This window comes from Thermopetrobacter sp. TC1, assembly GCF_000746275.1.
Classification (GTDB): domain Bacteria; phylum Pseudomonadota; class Alphaproteobacteria; order Rhizobiales; family Aestuariivirgaceae; genus Thermopetrobacter.
The window spans coordinates 40540-56655 of sequence record NZ_KN050832.1; the positions used below are offsets into that span (position 1 = coordinate 40540).

The 16116-nt window shown below is 60.4% G+C and carries 18 protein-coding genes and 1 other RNA gene; 9 read left to right on the forward strand and 10 right to left on the reverse strand.

Annotation, left to right across the window (positions count from 1 at the left end):
* Positions 1-69 precede the first annotated feature (69 nt).
* Positions 70-672 (forward strand): hypothetical protein, encoded by a 603-nt coding sequence (locus EK16_RS11030; protein ID WP_156098592.1) that lies wholly within the window; start codon positions 70-72, stop codon positions 670-672.
* Positions 673-739: 67 nt separating this feature from the next.
* Here EK16_RS11030 and EK16_RS11035 read toward each other — a convergent pair whose 3' ends face one another.
* From EK16_RS11035 to EK16_RS11050, 4 genes are all read right to left on the reverse strand, one after another.
* Positions 740-988, reverse strand: coding sequence for a hypothetical protein (locus EK16_RS11035; protein ID WP_038037116.1), 249 nt, complete (start codon positions 986-988; stop codon positions 740-742).
* 115 nt (positions 989-1103) lie between these two features.
* Positions 1104-1421 (reverse strand): sulfurtransferase TusA family protein, encoded by a 318-nt coding sequence (locus EK16_RS11040; RefSeq protein WP_038037117.1) that lies wholly within the window; start codon positions 1419-1421, stop codon positions 1104-1106.
* Between the two features lie 58 nt (positions 1422-1479).
* Positions 1480-2274 (reverse strand): thymidylate synthase, encoded by a 795-nt coding sequence (locus EK16_RS11045; protein WP_038037119.1) that lies wholly within the window; start codon positions 2272-2274, stop codon positions 1480-1482.
* A gap of 135 nt (positions 2275-2409) precedes the next feature.
* Positions 2410-2721 carry a DUF2853 family protein gene (locus tag EK16_RS11050; RefSeq protein ID WP_038037170.1) on the reverse strand — a complete coding sequence of 104 codons (312 nt, stop codon included), beginning with the start codon at positions 2719-2721 and terminating at the stop codon, positions 2410-2412.
* Between the two features lie 333 nt (positions 2722-3054).
* Here EK16_RS11050 and EK16_RS11055 point away from each other — a divergent pair, with 333 nt between their 5' ends.
* Positions 3055-3567, forward strand: a complete 513-nt coding sequence (locus EK16_RS11055; RefSeq protein ID WP_038037173.1) for a YbhB/YbcL family Raf kinase inhibitor-like protein — start codon at positions 3055-3057, stop codon at positions 3565-3567.
* A gap of 148 nt (positions 3568-3715) precedes the next feature.
* Here EK16_RS11055 and EK16_RS11060 read toward each other — a convergent pair whose 3' ends face one another.
* The 3 genes from EK16_RS11060 to EK16_RS11070 form a co-directional block, all read right to left on the reverse strand.
* Positions 3716-4528, reverse strand: a complete 813-nt coding sequence (locus EK16_RS11060) for an ion transporter (protein WP_051929291.1) — start codon at positions 4526-4528, stop codon at positions 3716-3718.
* Positions 4525-5019, reverse strand: a complete 495-nt coding sequence (locus EK16_RS11065) for a type II toxin-antitoxin system HicB family antitoxin (protein ID WP_369793098.1) — start codon at positions 5017-5019, stop codon at positions 4525-4527. The genes EK16_RS11060 and EK16_RS11065 overlap by 4 nt, the downstream gene beginning before the upstream one ends.
* Positions 5020-5144: 125 nt before the next feature.
* Positions 5145-5339, reverse strand: a complete 195-nt coding sequence (locus EK16_RS11070; RefSeq protein ID WP_038037122.1) for a hypothetical protein — start codon at positions 5337-5339, stop codon at positions 5145-5147.
* 114 nt (positions 5340-5453) lie between these two features.
* On the opposite strand from EK16_RS11070, the gene ssrA reads away from it, so the two are divergent.
* The 5 genes from ssrA to EK16_RS11675 all read left to right on the forward strand — a co-directional run bounded on the left by ssrA (position 5454) and on the right by EK16_RS11675 (position 10565).
* Positions 5454-5831: a transfer-messenger RNA gene (ssrA, locus tag EK16_RS12060) on the forward strand.
* 306 nt (positions 5832-6137) lie between these two features.
* The gene (locus tag EK16_RS11075; protein WP_051929292.1) at positions 6138-6722 is read left to right on the forward strand and encodes an SspB family protein; all 585 of its coding nucleotides are present in this window, start codon (positions 6138-6140) and stop codon (positions 6720-6722) included.
* 16 nt (positions 6723-6738) lie between these two features.
* Positions 6739-7812 carry a penicillin-insensitive murein endopeptidase gene (gene mepA / locus EK16_RS11080; protein ID WP_231573679.1) on the forward strand — a complete coding sequence of 358 codons (1074 nt, stop codon included), beginning with the start codon at positions 6739-6741 and terminating at the stop codon, positions 7810-7812.
* 345 nt (positions 7813-8157) lie between these two features.
* Positions 8158-9396 (forward strand): YjgN family protein, encoded by a 1239-nt coding sequence (locus tag EK16_RS11085; RefSeq protein ID WP_038037123.1) that lies wholly within the window; start codon positions 8158-8160, stop codon positions 9394-9396.
* Positions 9397-9476: 80 nt separating this feature from the next.
* Positions 9477-10565 (forward strand): M48 family metallopeptidase, encoded by a 1089-nt coding sequence (locus tag EK16_RS11675; RefSeq protein WP_051929293.1) that lies wholly within the window; start codon positions 9477-9479, stop codon positions 10563-10565.
* Positions 10566-10635: 70 nt separating this feature from the next.
* On the opposite strand, the gene EK16_RS11095 is transcribed toward EK16_RS11675, so the two are convergent.
* Positions 10636-11196 (reverse strand): cysteine hydrolase family protein, encoded by a 561-nt coding sequence (locus EK16_RS11095; RefSeq protein WP_038037124.1) that lies wholly within the window; start codon positions 11194-11196, stop codon positions 10636-10638.
* Between the two features lie 136 nt (positions 11197-11332).
* On the opposite strand from EK16_RS11095, the gene EK16_RS11100 reads away from it, so the two are divergent.
* Positions 11333-11788, forward strand: coding sequence for an Lrp/AsnC family transcriptional regulator (locus tag EK16_RS11100; protein ID WP_038037125.1), 456 nt, complete (start codon positions 11333-11335; stop codon positions 11786-11788).
* A 195-nt stretch (positions 11789-11983) separates the two neighbouring features.
* Positions 11984-15460 carry a pyruvate carboxylase gene (gene pyc, locus EK16_RS11105; protein WP_038037126.1) on the forward strand — a complete coding sequence of 1159 codons (3477 nt, stop codon included), beginning with the start codon at positions 11984-11986 and terminating at the stop codon, positions 15458-15460.
* 92 nt (positions 15461-15552) lie between these two features.
* On the opposite strand, the gene EK16_RS11110 is transcribed toward pyc, so the two are convergent.
* Entirely contained in the window at positions 15553-15870 is a 318-nt protein-coding gene (locus tag EK16_RS11110) for a MoaD/ThiS family protein (protein ID WP_156098593.1), read from the reverse strand.
* A 66-nt stretch (positions 15871-15936) separates the two neighbouring features.
* Positions 15937-16095 carry a hypothetical protein gene (locus EK16_RS12355; RefSeq protein WP_156098594.1) on the reverse strand — a complete coding sequence of 53 codons (159 nt, stop codon included), beginning with the start codon at positions 16093-16095 and terminating at the stop codon, positions 15937-15939.
* Between the last annotated feature and the right edge of the window lie 21 nt (positions 16096-16116).

Consider the following 16116-nt stretch of genomic DNA (forward strand, 5'->3'; position numbering starts at 1 on the left):
TATCACTAACTTAAAAGACAGCGGGTCTTCAATTTGCCGGGGAACCACGGTTTCGCCAGGGCCTTATGCATGGTCCTTCTTTTTCTTCCGCCTTCAAGCGCGTGGGCGGAGGAAGATCCGGCATGGCGTATGGGGGCATTCTGGGCGATCTGGGCAGAAACCAATTTGCCTGAGTTGCCTTATAAGGCCCTATCCGGCAAGCTTGAGTTTCATGGTGCGCATCTCTCATCGCTTGAATTGTCGCGCACGGTGGTTCCCGAATTCACCATTCCCACGCCGTTCGGGGATTGGCAGGGACATCGTCTGGAACTGGCGGGACAGGTGATCAAGCACTGGGGCAAGCAGAAACATACGGAACTGACCGGTGCCCTGATCTGGCGCACGCCGGATTGGCTCTTCATTGATGCGATGTCCATGAATTTTGCATTGGGAAGTGGCCTCTCCTATGCCTTCAAACGGCCGAAATTTGAAAAGGGGGCGGAGGGTATTCGTGGCCATAATTCACGACGTCTCCAGTTTTACATCCTCACGGAGCTGGAATTGACGCCAACACCTGCACCAGACTGGCATCTCGTTTTTCGCCTTCACCATCGCTCGGGAATTTGGGGGCTCATCAGTCCGCGCAAGACGGGCTCCAATTATCTCGGCGTGGGACTGCGCCATGATTTCTGACAGCCCTTACCCTCAACGCTCATGGGTGGCCCGGCGTGATGCGCCTGCGCCCCTCGTCAGGATGAAATCACCGGCCCTTTGCCCGGGCCTTCTTCTCGGCCTCCAGCACGGAAAGCGGTGCATCGGGCGTGCGCGTGCAAAACCATTTCGACGGCGCCTTGGCCACGCCCTTCACCGCCTTTTCGGCAAACCGCCGCCGTTTTTCGCATACTGCAAGCGACGGATAGGCCCTCGGGCTCCATCCCGCCGGCTTCACCTCCGCCCCCGGTGTCCAGACGCCATTGAGCAGAATGTAGACCACAAGCCAGTATTTCATGGCTTTTGATGATGCTTTGGTTCTCGTGCGCTTTGAGGCCGCTTGCGGCCTCTCATGATCCGGCCTTTGTAAGGCCATGCCCCGCCGGGATCGTCAAGGCCCTGCGCCCGCCGCTTCAAGACTTTGCAGCGCCGCTGATGATGGCGATGCGGAAATGCCCGGCTGGCGTTTGCGCCATCTCCTTGAGCGCATGACCCTTTTCCGAGCACCATACGCGCACGTCCTCGCCGCATGGCGGATAGGAAACGAGCAAATCGATGCGCGCCCCCGCACCGATGTCCGCCACCGCCCGATTGATCTCCAACAGATACCCGGGACAGGTCTGACCGCGTACATCAACGACCCAGCCCGCTCCCTCGCGCCACACACGCGTGCGCGTTTGGGGGCGCCGGCCGTGCAGCCAGCGGCGGATTCTGTCAAGGGGTGAAGGCATGGCGCATCGCTCCGTTCCGCCATGCAGGATAGCACACCCCCCATGACACCGCCAGCGCTCACACCGCCACCGGCGCTTTGATGTGCGGATGCGGATCGTAGCCGATGATCTCGAAATCCTCGAAGCGGAAATCGTCAATGTCCTTCACCTCTCGCCGGATGTTCAGCCGCGGTAATGGCCGAGGCGTACGCGCAAGCTGGGTGCGCGCCTGCTCAAGGTGATTGAGATAGAGATGCGCATCGCCCAGGGTATGAATGAATTCGCCAGGTTTGAGCCCTGTGATATGCGCGATCATGTGCGTGAGCAGGGCGTAGGAAGCGATGTTGAATGGCACGCCGAGAAAGATATCGGCGCTGCGCTGATAGAGCTGACAGGAAAGCTTTCCTTCCGCCACATAGAACTGAAACAGCAGATGACAGGGCGGCAGCGCCATTTTGTCCAGCTCCGCCACATTCCAGGCGGAAACGATGATGCGCCGCGAATCCGGCGTGTTGCGGATCTGCTCGATCACTTCGGCGATCTGATCGATATGCCCGCCGTCACACGTGGGCCAGCTGCGCCATTGCTTGCCGTAGATGGGGCCGAGGTCGCCGTTTTCATCCGCCCATTCATCCCAGATGGTCACGCCGTTCTCATTCAGCCAGCGGATGTTGGTATCGCCGCGCAAAAACCAGAGAAGCTCATAGATGATGGAGCGGATGTGCAGCTTCTTGGTGGTCAGCAGCGGAAAGCCTTCCGCAAGATCAAAGCGCATCTGCCAGCCGAAGATGCTGCGGGTGCCGGTGCCGGTGCGGTCGCTTTTCTCCACCCCGTGCTCCAGCACGTGGCGCATCAGCTCAAGATACTGGCGCATCGGCTTTTCGCTTCCCTGCCTGCGGACATGAAGAGATTCCTGCCGGGCAAAAGCAACCGACAGGAATCGGGCCTCTCATGCGGATATTCAAAGCGGGCCGGCGCCCCCGGTTCCTGACGAAAACGCCGGGAGTGATCAGGCCAGCTTGTCCATGGTGTTGGTGGCCTTGGCCAGCAGATAGTAGAAGGTGACGCGCTGCTTGTTGCGGTCGCCCTTCATCTGCTCGCACACCTTCTTCACTGCCTCATCAGCAGCGGCGGCATCAAGCCCGAGCTTCTTGGTGCAAAAGCCCTTGCGCACTCGATCCAGCTCCTTGTCATCGGAGCAGGAGACCAGGGAGGCATCGCGCGACCGCAGGGCAATGCCGAGATATTTCACGATGGTCTCCACCGCCTTCTCGTTGGGATTGGAATCGTAGCGCTTCACATCGTCGAGATATTTGGAAATGTCGGCCATGAGGCTGATCCTCCTTCCAAGCGTGCGGCGGGAGCTGCCCCCGTCCTTTTCAGTTTGCCCCTGGCGCCGCCGCCTGCTGCCGTGCGCGAAGGCAGAGGTTGCGCGCCGCTTCTTTTTCTCCCGGCCAGCGACTCGGGAGTGCCGGAAGGGAATCTAGCCCGTTTGCACAAATCCTGCAAAGTTTCCGCACTCAAAGGGGTGGAAAACTTCTCCGATCTTCCCATCTAAGGACTGAAAGCCTCAAAGCGCCTCAGCAAGGTGCGAAAAAGAGGGGCTCTTTGGGATTTATGGGAAACCTGAAGGCAACAAGGGAGGGTGGAAAGCATGCGGATCTATTCGCCCGATTTCGCCTATGGCACGGAGATCCCCGAGCGTTACACCTGTGAGGGCGAGGACATCTCTCCGCCGCTCGTTTTCGAGGCCGTTCCGCGTCAGGCCAAGAGCCTTGCCCTCATTGTCGAGGATCCCGACGCGCCCGATCCCGAAAATCCGCAGCGCATCTGGACCCACTGGGTAGTGCACAACATCCCGCCCATGTACGAGCTGGATCCGCTGGAGCCGGAGTGTCTGAAGAAGGGCGCCAGCGGCAGTGACATGCCGGAAGGCGCGGTGGAAGGCTACAATGACTGGGAAAAGATTGGCTATGGCGGCCCCTGCCCGCCCATTGGCCGGCACCGTTATTTCTTCAAGCTCTACGCGCTGGACACCACGCTGCCTGACAAGCCCATGACGCGCGAGGAGCTGCTTGCGGCCATGGAGGGGCATATCCTCGAAAAAGCCGAGACCATGGGCACCTACCGCAAGCGCAAGACGGAGGAAACCGCCGAAGCGGCTTAAAATCCTTGCGTCTCACCGCTGTTGAAACCACCGGCCGGAACGGGAGGCTCCCGTTCCGGATTTTTAATGCCATTTTATTTCAGTTGGATACGCGGCACCCCTTAACCGCCCCCTTCAGGGGAAAGCCAGATAAGACGCCTTTTTGGCCTCACAAGCCCTCATAGGGAATATTCAGCACATGGCCGCAGTGCTTGCAGTGGCTGGCGTCCGGGTCGTGATAGAGAAGCCCGCACTGCGGACAGCGATAGCGCACCTTGCGCGGCCGGAAAATGGCCTGCACCAGCCGCAGGAACAGGGCGGCACCAAAGGCCATCATGCCCACCGCCAGCAGACGCCCGCCCGTTCCCACCAGCACGATGTCGCCAAAGCCGGTGGTCGTCAGCGTTGTCACGGTGAAATAAAGCGCATCGATGTAGTTGTTGATGGCCGGATTGACCGGAGCCTGAAAGGTATAGACTAGGGCCGAGACCACAAAGACATAGACCACCAGATTGACCGAGGCGTTGATAACCTGCTCGTTGCGCCGGAAAAACGGCCATTCCGCCCGTAAGGAGTTGAGCATGTGATAGCTGCGCAACAGCCTCAGGGCCCGCAAGATCCGCAGATAGGCCAGGTTCTCCACGATAAAGGTGCCAAGCAGCGAGATGATGACGATCACATCCGCCCATGTTGAAGGCAGGGTGAAGAACCGGCGCAGGCTTCTGGCGATCCACAGCCGCGCCAGAAAATCCAGCGCGATCAGCACGGCAAAGACGATATCCGCCGCCCTCAGCCACGGGGCGCGATGGATGAAGGAGACAACGAGGAAATAGGTGATGGTCACCGCATCGAAAATGAGCAGGGCGACGCGAAACCGCCTGGCCTGCCGCGACCGCCCTTCATAAAGCAGCCGCACCTTCCGCCGAAGCGCGGCGAGGCCCGTCTCCCCATCACCGGCGGGTTTTCTTTTTCCCGTATTCATGCCGTTTCGGCATGGTCTTCTAGGGTGGAGATGACCAAGCGGCCGCCAAGGGCCTGTATGGCCCGCTCAAGACGTGAAAGGGATGTCTTGTGATCGGGGTCGAGCATGCGGCGAACCACCTTTTCATCCACACCAAGTTTTCTGGCCAAGGCGGACTTGGACAGGCCGGAGCGACGCCAAAGGGCAATGAGAGCGAGCTTGGCGGCAACGGACGCAGGCACGGCAATCGCCTCCAGCCCGTCTTGTAATGGAGAGGGAGCCGGCAGAGGTTCGTCATCCTGTACGCGGGCGAGCAAGGCCACCGCCAAGGCATCCTCGGCCATGGCGCGCGCCTCTTTCCGGTCCTGACCGCCCGTGATGGCTTCCGGCACATCAGGGAAGGTCACAAGAATCCCTCCATCAGGATCCTTCTCAAATTTTGCCGGATAGACAAACTGCATATCACATACCTCACTGTTCTGTATTGAATCCACATGACACGACATCCGCATCGCCACCCCAAAGATCAGCCGGTATCCAAGACCACTCTCTCATGCATGTGTGGCACAAGTTCCGCTGATCTTTGGGGTGACGAGATAAATGACAACAGGATGTCGTGCAGTGTGGCAAAGTTGTTTCAATCATCAAGGCCCAGCTGCTTTTTAATGGCAGAAGCCATGAGCGGTGTTATGCGCTTTGGCACAGTTGCTTTTCGCGAACCCACATAGACCATATAATGAGACCCTTTTCCCTTTTTCTTATCCACAACAAACCCAAGCCCTTTCTCATTAGCCTTTTTCTTGATATCCTTAAGAAATTTTCTTTTATCCATGATTATTACTCCTTCTTTAAATAACTTTCACCCAATACGCTAATTATGTTCGGACATATATGTCCGAATTCCGGTCTTGTCAAGATGCCCCGTGAACAAAAACCTGATCTTGCCCCCCTTCAAATCCGGGGCGGGTGCGCTATATTAGAAGAGCCTGAGCAATCAGGCTATGGCGATAAACGGCTGTCCGAGTAGCCCTCCCCGGACCCGGGGGCAGTACCCGGCGCCTCCACCACATGCGCCGCCGGTGTGTTACATGCTATCGCGACGCATCTGATGGGGGCGAAATAGTTTCGACGGGGAGGGGAAAGGACAGACCTTTCGCCCGGCATGGTACCGCCGTAACGGGCCACAGCAATAGTTGCCAACGACAACTATGCTCCGGTGGCTGTCGCTGCGTAAGGCAGCGCCAGTGCCGAAAGTTCAAGTCCCGGGCGCATGAGCCCGCCCGGGCGGGGTTCGGAGGGCACCTGGCAACAGAAGCCCTCCTTTTTCATGTCTGCTTTCAAAGTCCTGCCCGTTTTTGGATTTCTCACCTCGCCCAGAACCCTTTTCATTCAAAGCCTCCTCCCACTCTTTTTGCGCCCGATCAACGGCTATTTATGGCGCTCATATCCACCCGCAGGGGCCATCACCTTAGCCTGGGCCCACAACGTCATTGGCGATAAAGGCTTGGTTCACCATATTCCTGCATGCTATCCCTGCTGCAGACAGACGAGCGGATAGCGCGATTGTGGCGATGCATTTCCCTGCGTTCGTCCGTTCAAGACAGTGAAGCGTTCAAGGAGGCCGGATGCCATGACGGACACTCCAGGCAATGGCAAGGAAGGCCCGCAGGGCCCGGGCGGCGTTGTCGATCTCATGCGTTATGATCTGCTCACGCAGGCCGCCCTGCGCCAGGTCATCCGCATGGCGCTCAAGCGCGTGGAGAAGGAAGGGCTGCCGGGCGAGCATCATTTCTACATCGCTTTCGACACGCGTCACCCCGGTGTGGTGCTCTCCGAGCGCCTGCGCGAACGCTATCCCGAGGAAATGACCATCGTTCTCCAGCATCAGTTCTGGAACCTGAAGGTCCATGCCCATTCCTTCGAGGTGGGGCTTTCCTTCGGTGGCGTGCCTGAGCGGCTGGAGATCCCCTTCGAGGCCATCAAGGGCTTCTTCGATCCTTCCGTGCAATTCGGCCTGCAATTCGAGGTGAGCATGCCGGAGGAAGGCGAAACCTCCGAGATGGAGCCCCTGGCCGCTGACACCGAAGAGAAGACTGCCTCCGCCGAAGAAAAGCCCGAAGCCAGCGAAGCGGCGGAGAGCAGTGCTACGGCCGAGGATGAAAAAGGCGAGGATGCGCCCAAGGTCATCTCCCTGGATGCCTTCCGCAAGAAATGAGACGAATGAGCGCATCATGATCACGGGGGCCAAAGCGGGCGGACTTGCCGTCCTGATCACACTGCTCACACCATGGCTCATGGCGCAGCCTGCGGCAGCGGCGCAGATCACCACTTCGCGCAGTCATGCCGCCGCACCGGCAACAAGCATTGCCGCCCTGGCCGAACGCGCCGTGCGCACCGCCCCCGCCAAGCAGCTTTTCGGGCAGGCCCGCTGGCCCGCCGCCTTGCCGGCCCAGCCCTATGGCTTCTATTCCCGCGGCTGTGCCGCCGGCAACGTGCGCATGCCGCTGAACGGCCCCTACTGGCAGGTCATGCGCCCTTCGCGCAACCGCTATTGGGGCCAGCCGGTTCTCATCCGTTTTCTCAAGAGGCTGGCCAAAGAGGCTCATGACAAGGACGGCTGGCCGGGCCTGCTCATCGGCGATCTCTCCCAGCCGCGTGGAGGCCCCATGACGTCCGGCCACGCCTCCCACCAGATCGGGCTTGATGCCGACATCTGGCTCACGCCCATGCCCTCCCGCCGCCTGACCATGAAGGAGCGGGAGACCATCTCCGCCGTGCTGATGACGAAGGATCGCAGGCACATCAATCCGGCCCGCTTTACCGAAAGGCATGCGCGCCTCATCCGCCGCGCCGCCTTTCAGCCGGAGGTGCAGCGCATTTTCGTGCATCCGCCCATCAAGAAGTATCTCTGCGACTGGTCGCGGCAACGTGGTGAGAAGAACCGTCGCTGGCTGGCCAAGGTCCGCCCCTATTACGGACACAACTATCATTTCCACGTGCGCCTGCGCTGCCCCAAAGGTGCACGCTCCTGCAAGAACCAGGGCGATCCGCACCCCAGGGACGGCACCGGCTGCGGCCAGGAGCTTGCCTACTGGTATTCCGACAGGCCCTGGGGCGGCGGCCGCGCAAAGAAGCCGAAACGCTTCGTCAACGGCATTCCCCTGCCCCGCCCGCGGCCAAAGAAGCCAAAGCCGCGCCGGCCGCTCACCCTGGCGCAGCTGCCGCGGCAGTGCACGGCCGTGATCCTCGCCAAGGACAAGGTGCAGCCTGACCCGTCTCAGCGACGGGCGGACAACCGGAAATGATTCATTTTCCCTAAAACAGGAAAACGTGCAGGTTCGTCCGCCCATGCTTTCCTCGCCGCGCCGCGCGGTTCTGCCCTTCCCCGTCATCTTTGGCCATGCATTTGACAAAATGTTGCCTTCAATCTTGGATTGAAGAGATAAAACCGACGCAATGGAACTTTTGAAGGGAATGTGAAACTGGCTTTAGGCATTTTGGAAAGCCCGCAACCATTCCGCGCATTCTGAGAAAATCAATGTGGAGCGCCTTAACACCTTAAGCCGGGATCACACCTTGCTTGCCGCATCCTATGACCTGATGGTGCAGGCGGGGGAACAGGCTTCAAGTTGCCAAGACCGGGGGAAAACATGACGAACGAAAACACGAAAGCGACGGATTTCGAAACACAGGCCCAATCGGAACAGAAGCACCTTGCGGAACAGGCTCAGGCTTCTCAGCCCGAAGAAGAACAATCCGCCCCCGGATCCGAGCCGGAAAAGCCTGCCGGCGGCGAGGAGAAGGACGTGCCCCTTGTCATAGAATGGCGCGAGCCCGATGGGTTTCTCTGGCTTTCCATCAGGAATTTTCTTTTGAGTGTCATGACCCTGGGAATTTATTACTTCTGGGGAAAGACGGAGGTGCGCCGCCGCATCTGGCGCGCCATTCACGTGAACGGAGAGCCGCTTGAATACACAGGCACCGGCTGGGAGCTGTTCAAGGGCTTTCTGATTGTGGGCATTCCCTTGTTCGTGGGCTTTTTTCTTTATGGCTTCTTCGCCGCGATGGTAACCGGTGGTCAGGAACTGCTGATGGATCTCATGGCCATTCCGCTCTATCTCTTGGTGGCCTGGCTCGTGGGCCTTGCCATTTACAGAACCTGGCGCTACCGCCTGCGCCGCACGCGCTGGCGCGGCATTCGCGGCACACTGGCCGGCGCCCCCGTAACCTATGCCAATGCCTATTTCATCACCACGCTGCTGATGGGCCTCACCCTGGGCTGGCTCATGCCTTGGCGTGCCCGTGAGCTGCATACCATCATGACCAACGATACCCGCATCGGCACCTCACCGCTTCGCCTTGAACCTGAGCCGGCCTTGCGCCCCCTGTACAAGGCTTTCGCACCCGCATGGTTCATGGGCGTGTTCTTCTATGGGGTCACGGTTCTGGTCTTCATGACGATCGCGGATATCGCAAGAGCAAGAGAGGGGCTGCCACCCTCCGGACTTTCCCTGTTTCCGAGCACGATCCCCACACCGGTTCTGCTCTTGTCCCTGCTGCCGCTGCTGTTGCTGGTTATCTGGATGTGGCTGCGTTATTCCACCCGCGTATCCAACTGGTTTGCGGCCCACACCCGGTTGCACAACGGCCGTTTTCGCCTGGATCTCAAGCCGAAGGACCTGTTTTTCCTCCGCCTGGGCAACTTTTTCATTGCCCTGCTTTCTCTCGGCATCTTGTTGCCCTTTGTGCAAAAGCGCATGGCCCGTTTTATCGTGACCAGGCTATCCTTTGAAGGAACGGTGGATTTTGCCAAGCTCACCCAGGCGACGGATAGCCTGGAGCACAGCGGAGAAGGGCTGGGCGAATTTTTCGATATCGATGCCTTCTGACGGATTTCGCCGAAATGCAGCGGTACACACAGGCACGGGCATTCAGGGGGCGTTTCTCCGACGGAACAAACGCCCTTGCCGTGCCTGTCATCGTGCACATCAAAGACACGGGGCTTTACATCCAGCCCGCCAATGCAGGAGCAAGGCACGCCTCCTTCGGCAAATTTTCCCCTTCACAACCGATTAGCGGCGGCCTCTGGCCTTGGGATGTACTGACAAGCTCCAGCCCCCTGCGGCCGGGAGAAAGCCCTCTTCTCGGGCACAGGGATTATCCGGACGCACGCCTGTTCATCGATGATCCCGCCATCGTACCGCTGCTCATACAGCATGCCCCAGGCCTCTCCCCCCGCGCGCATCGCCAGAAGATCTTCTGGTGGCTGTCCGCGGGAGTGTTGGGGATTGTGATCCTGATCGCCTGGCTGTGGACATCGAACACCTCCATTGCCCACATCATCGCCCGCAACCTGCCGCAATCGGTGCATGATGCGCTCGGAGGCGCCATCATTGTCAGCCTGACCAAGGACCGTTTCTGCAATGAGCCGGAAGGACGCGCCGCCCTGCATCAGCTTGTGAACAGGCTCGCTCCTGACATGCAGGCAAGATACAAACACCGCGTGATCGTCGCTCCCATCGGCATGATCAACGCGGTCACGGCCCCCGGCGGATACATCATCATCGGCAAGGAACTTCTGGACTTTGTTGAATCGCCGGACGAAGTGGGAGGCGTCCTTGCGCATGAAATGGGCCATGCCGCGCATCTCCATCCCGAAACCGCAACGGTCCGCGCGATTGGCTTCAACATGTTCGCCGAAATGATTTTCGGCCGGGACTTGCTGGGGCAGGCGTCCAGCCTGTTGATGCAATTGCATTTCTCCCGTCAGGCCGAGCGCGAGGCGGACAACCACGCCATTCAGCTCATGAAGAACGCCGGAGCCGATCCAGCCGCCCTGGCGGTCTTTTTTCGCCGTCTTCAAAAAAAGCACGGCGAAGATGACGATATACCCGGCTTTCTGCGCACGCATCCCCAGACAGAAGAACGCGTCCGCCGCATGGAACAGGCCCACATCGCCAACACCCGCCCTTTGCTTTCCCGGCTCCAGTGGCAGGCCCTGCGCCAAATCTGCAAGCAAAAGGGCAAGCTCTCCTCCTGGCTGCGCCAGGAAAGATAGCCTCCCGGTGATATTATAGTGGAAACAAATTCTACTCATGCCCATTAGATGATTGGCCCAATTCTGATTTTTATGACTTGGGGAAAGAAAACAACGCATGCATGTAAACAACGCGCCCAAACTCCTCATGCAGAGAGGCAAGGTTTACTTCATGCACTGTTTGCGCATCGATAACGCGACCATCCGCACTCTCGCATGCGAAAGCATGACATGCGTCTGCCACGACGATGATTCCAAACCCCAGGTCATGTCCCATGCGTGCCGTGGTGCTCACACAATGATCCGTGCGCACGCCGCTGATCACCAGCCGCTTTATGCCGCGCCTGCGCAGATAGGCCTCAAGCGCCGTGCCGATAAAGGCTGAATGCGCGCTCTTGACGAAAACCGGCTCCCCCTCTTTGGGCCGTGCAAATTCGCGAAAGGCAAAACCGGGCTGTCCTTCTCGCAGCGGGGAATCCGCCTGGTTCGAATTGTGCCGAACATGCACAACCGGCCAGCCATGCGCCCGCCAGTGCGCAAGCAGCCGCGCTGCGTTGGTTTCCGCTTGCGGATTGTTGCGTGGCATTTGCTCTGCCAGTGTCACGAAGCCTTCCTGCCAGTCGATGAAGAGCAACGCCGTCTGCCGGTCCATGGGCCTGTCTCCTCGCCAGAGAGAGAATGCCCACGCAGCCTGCAAAGGCATGGCTGAAGACACAAGGTTGCCGTTTGCCGGCATGGTGGCATTCTGCAACCTTGACCGGCATCATCATTCATGAAAGGCCCATGCCATGAAGCTGGATGCCACAGACCGCCTGCTGCTGCGTCTGTTGGAGCAGGACGCCAGCCGCAGCCAGAAGGAGCTCGCCCACATCGCCGGCATTTCGCGCGAAGCCGTGCGCCGGCGGATTGCGCGCCTGAAGCGCGATGGCATCATCCGCCGCTTCACCGTGGATGTGGCCCTGCCGAAAGATGTGGAGAAAGGCAAAATCGGCACCCAAATGCTCACCGCGCTTTTCCTGCTTCGCTTCCGGCATGTTGATTGCGCCCGCATGGCCGCCTTTGTGCGGGACTGGCCGGAATTGCTGGCTGCCTGGACAGTGAGCGGTGAGCACGATTTCGCGCTTCTTGTGGAAGCGGCAAACATGGACGAGCTGATGCGCCTGCACGGAAAGCTTGAGCGCCACCCCTCTGTTGCCGGCATCACCACCCTGCATTTGACCAGGACCTGGCTTCGCCGCTTTTGACCGCACCCATCAGCCCTCTGTCCCGCCCCGCGCGGCGAAACGGCGCGGCATTGTTCCGCGCCCACATCTGGCCTCTTGCGGCAAAATCCGCTATCGCAGGCCGATAAAGACCTAGACCTTTGGGGCATGCGCCCAAGAAATTAGGGGCATGCACCCAAGAGAAGCGACATGTTCGGTTAAAGAACAGGAGGGACAATGGCAGGCGCGCCGAGGAAGATCCGCAAGCTGCTCGTTGCCAACCGGGGGGAGATCGCCATCCGCATCATGCGGGCGGCCAATGAGCTGGGCATCAAGACCGTCGCCATCTATGCCGACGAGGACATGCTCTCGCTGCACCGCTTCAAGGCCGATGAGGCCTATATCGTCGGCCACGGGCGCGGCCCGGTGAAAGCCTATCTCGATATCGACGACATCATCCGCATCGCCAAGGAATCGGGCGCCGATGCCGTCCACCCCGGTTATGGCTTCCTTTCCGAGAACCCGGATTTCGCGCGCGCCGTCATGAACGCCGGGCTGATCTGGATCGGCCCGCCGCCGGAAGTGATGGAGCGGCTGGGCAACAAGGTGGCCGCCCGCAATCTCGCCATCGAGGCCGGTACGCCGGTCGTTCCCGCCACCGATCCCCTCCCCGCCGACATGGACGAGGTGAAGCGGCTGGCCGAGGAGATCGGCTATCCGGTCATGCTCAAGGCCAGCTGGGGCGGCGGCGGCCGCGGCATGCGCATCATCCGCTCTGCGGAAGAGCTCGAGAAGAACGTGCTGGAAGGCCGCCGCGAGGCGCTCAATGCCTTTGGCAATGATGAGGTCTATCTGGAAAAGCTCATCGAGCGCGCCCGCCACGTGGAGGTGCAGATCCTCGGCGATACTTACGGCAACATCGTGCATCTCTTTGAGCGCGACTGCTCCGTGCAGCGCCGCAATCAAAAGGTGGTGGAGCGCGCGCCTGCCCCGTATCTGTCAGAGGAGAAGCGTGCCGAAATCTGCGAGGCGGCGCTCAACCTCATGCGCCATGCCGGCTATGTGAACGCCGGCACGGTGGAGTTCCTCATGGATGTGGCGACGGAGGACTTCTATTTCATCGAAGTCAATCCGCGCGTGCAGGTGGAACACACCATCACCGAGGAAGTCACCGGCATCGACATCGTCAAGGCCCAGATCCGCATCGCAGAGGGCGGCCGCATCGGCCATGTGGACGAAACCGGCGTGCCGCCGCAGCAGGAGATTGAGCTGTTCGGTCACGCGCTGCAATGCCGCATCACCACCGAAGATCCGGCCAACAACTTCGTGCCCGATTATGGCCGCATCACCGGCTATCGCTCCGCCTCCGGCTTCGGCATCCGGCTGGATGCCGGCACGGCGTACAATGGCGCCGTTATCACCCGCTATTACGATTCCTTGCTGGTAAAGGTCATCGCCTGGGGCATGACGGAGCAGGAGGCCATCGACCGCATGCTGCGGGCCTTGCGCGAATTCCGCATCCGCGGCGTGGCCAACAACATCCCCTTCCTGCTCAACCTGCTGGATCATCAGCAGTTCCGCGCCGCCACCTATACCACCCGCTTCATTGACGAAACACCGGAGCTGTTCGATTTCCCGCGCCCCCGCGCCCGCGCCCTGCGCCTGCTGGAATACCTCGCCGATGTGACGGTGAACGGCAACGACCTGGTGCGCGGCCGGCCCAAGCCACAGCACCTGCCCCTCATCCGCGTGCCGGAGCACGACCCGGGCGAGCCGCCCATGGAGGGCACGGCCAAGCACATTCTGGATACGCAAGGCCCCGAGGCGGTGGCGCAGTGGATGCTCGATCAGAAGCGCCTGCTGATGACTGACACCACCATGCGCGATGCGCATCAGTCGCTGCTTGCCACCCGCATGCGCACGCATGACATCGTGAAGGTGGCCCGCGCCTATGCCCACCGCCTGCCCACGCTCTTTTCCATTGAGTGCTGGGGCGGCGCCACTTTCGACACCGCCATGCGTTTCTTAAACGAATGCCCGTGGGAGCGCCTGCGGCTCTTGCGCGTGGCCATGCCCAATCACCTGCTGCAGATGCTCCTGCGCGGCGCCAATGCCGTGGGCTACACCAGCTATCCGGACAACGTGGTGCGGGGTTTCGTGCGCCGCGCGGCGGAAAGCGGCATCGACCTCTTCCGCGTCTTCGACAGCCTCAACTGGGTGGAGAACATGAAGATCTCCATCGAGGAGGTCTTGAAGACCGGCAAGATCTGCGAGGCGGTGATGTGCTACACCGGCGACATCCTCGACCCGAACCGCCCGAAATACGACCTCGACTATTACGTGAAGCTGGCCCGCGAGCTGAAGGCCACAGGCACCCACATCCTCGGTATCAAGGACATGGCCGGGCTTTTAAAGCCCCCGGCGGCGAAAATCCTAGTCAAGGCCATCAAGGAGGAAACCGGCCTGCCTGTGCATTTCCACACCCATGACACATCGGGCATCGCCGGCGCGTCCATCCTTGCTGCCGCCGAGGCCGGCGTGGATGCGGCCGATGCCGCCATGGATGCCATGAGCGGGCTGACCAGCCAGCCCTGCCTCGGCTCCATCGTCGAGGCCCTGCGCAACACCGAGCGCGACACCGGGCTGGATCCGGCCACCATCCGCGAATTCTCCGATTACTGGGAGGCCGTGCGCGCCCGCTATCTCGCCTTCGAATCCGATCTGCGCGCCCCCGCGTCCGAGGTGTATCTGCACGAGATCCCCGGCGGCCAGTTCACCAACCTGAAGGAACAGGCCCGCGCCCTTGGCCTGGGTGACCGCTGGCACGAGGTCGCGAAGATGTACCGCGAGGTCAACATGATGTTCGGCGACATCGTGAAGGTCACGCCCTCATCCAAGGTGGTGGGCGACATGGCCCTGATGATGGTCTCCGCCGGGCTGACGCCGGAGGACGTGCTGGATCCGGACAAGGAGATCGCCTTCCCCGAATCCGTGGTGGCCATGTTCCGCGGCGAGCTGGGCCAGCCCCCCGGTGGCTGGCCGGAAGCGCTGCAAAAGAAGATCCTGAAGGGTGAAAAGCCCATCACCGGCCGCCCCGGCGCCGATTTGCCGCCTGCCGATCTGGATGCGGAGAAGAAGAAGGCCGAGGAGCTGGTGGGCCGCGAGATCACAGAGGAGGAGCTTTATTCCTATCTCATGTATCCCAAGGTCTTCGTGGACTATGCCAGGACCACGGAAAAATACGGGCCGCTTTCCGTTCTGCCCACGGAGAATTTCTTCTATGGCATGCAGCCCAATGACGAGATTTCCGTGGAGCTGGAAAAGGGCAAGGCGCCGCACATCCGCCTTATCACCGTCAGCGAGGAGGACGAGGAAGGCTTCGTGAAGGTCTTCTTCGAGCTCAATGGCGAGCCGCGCGTGGTGCGCGTGGAGAAGCGCCATGTGGAAGGCGGCGAGGAAAAGCGCAAGGCCGCCACGCACCCGAAAGCCGATCCCGGCAATCCGAAACAGATCGGCGCGCCCATGCCCGGCGTGGTCTCCACCGTCTCCGTGCAGGAAGGTCAGACGGTCAAGGCCGGCGATGTCCTCTGCACGCTGGAAGCCATGAAGATGGAAACAGCCATTCACACCGAAACCGACGGCAAGGTGGCCAGGGTGCTGGTCCACCCCGGCCAGCAGGTGGACGCCAAGGACCTGCTCATCGAGCTGGAATGAAAAGCCTGCCCGGTGTGTTCTGGCGGGAAAGGAAAAATCCAGGCGCAATCAGGCGCCCATCCGGCTTGTGATCGGGGGCAAAACGCCCCCCTTTACACCACCGGCGCGCCATAGCCGGCGGAATAGGGCACGGGGCCGGAAAAGGCGATCACATCGCCGTCTTCAAGAAATGCGTCCACATTCAGCGGCCCTTTCAGCGTCGGTGTGACATCCCGCCCGTTGCGCAGGATGAGAAACACCTTGTCCAGCGGAATTGACAGGCGCTTGACCACATCCTCCACCGTGCTGCCCACCGGCAGCTCAAGCTCCACCGCCCCGCCCCGGCCGCAGGCCTGCGCCACCGAATTGAACAGCCGCACCGTCACCCGAATGGGCGCATCGGGCATGTTATGACCAATTCGCGCGTTCATCCCGTTCCTCCCTGCCGGACTCGCCATCGGCATAGCCGCGGACGGTAATGCGCAAATTGACCTTGCTCAAGTATCCCTTGCTGTAGGCAGCCCCGCGCTTTTATCGGCAGCGATGCGCATGGCCAGATCAAACATCCGGGCGAAGATGTTCGCCATGTCATCCGCGCCACGTTCAATCAGCTGTTCCAGGATGGCATCAAGCCCTGTATGCTTCTGTCTGTCCATTCTCTGTTCTTCACGGTTGGT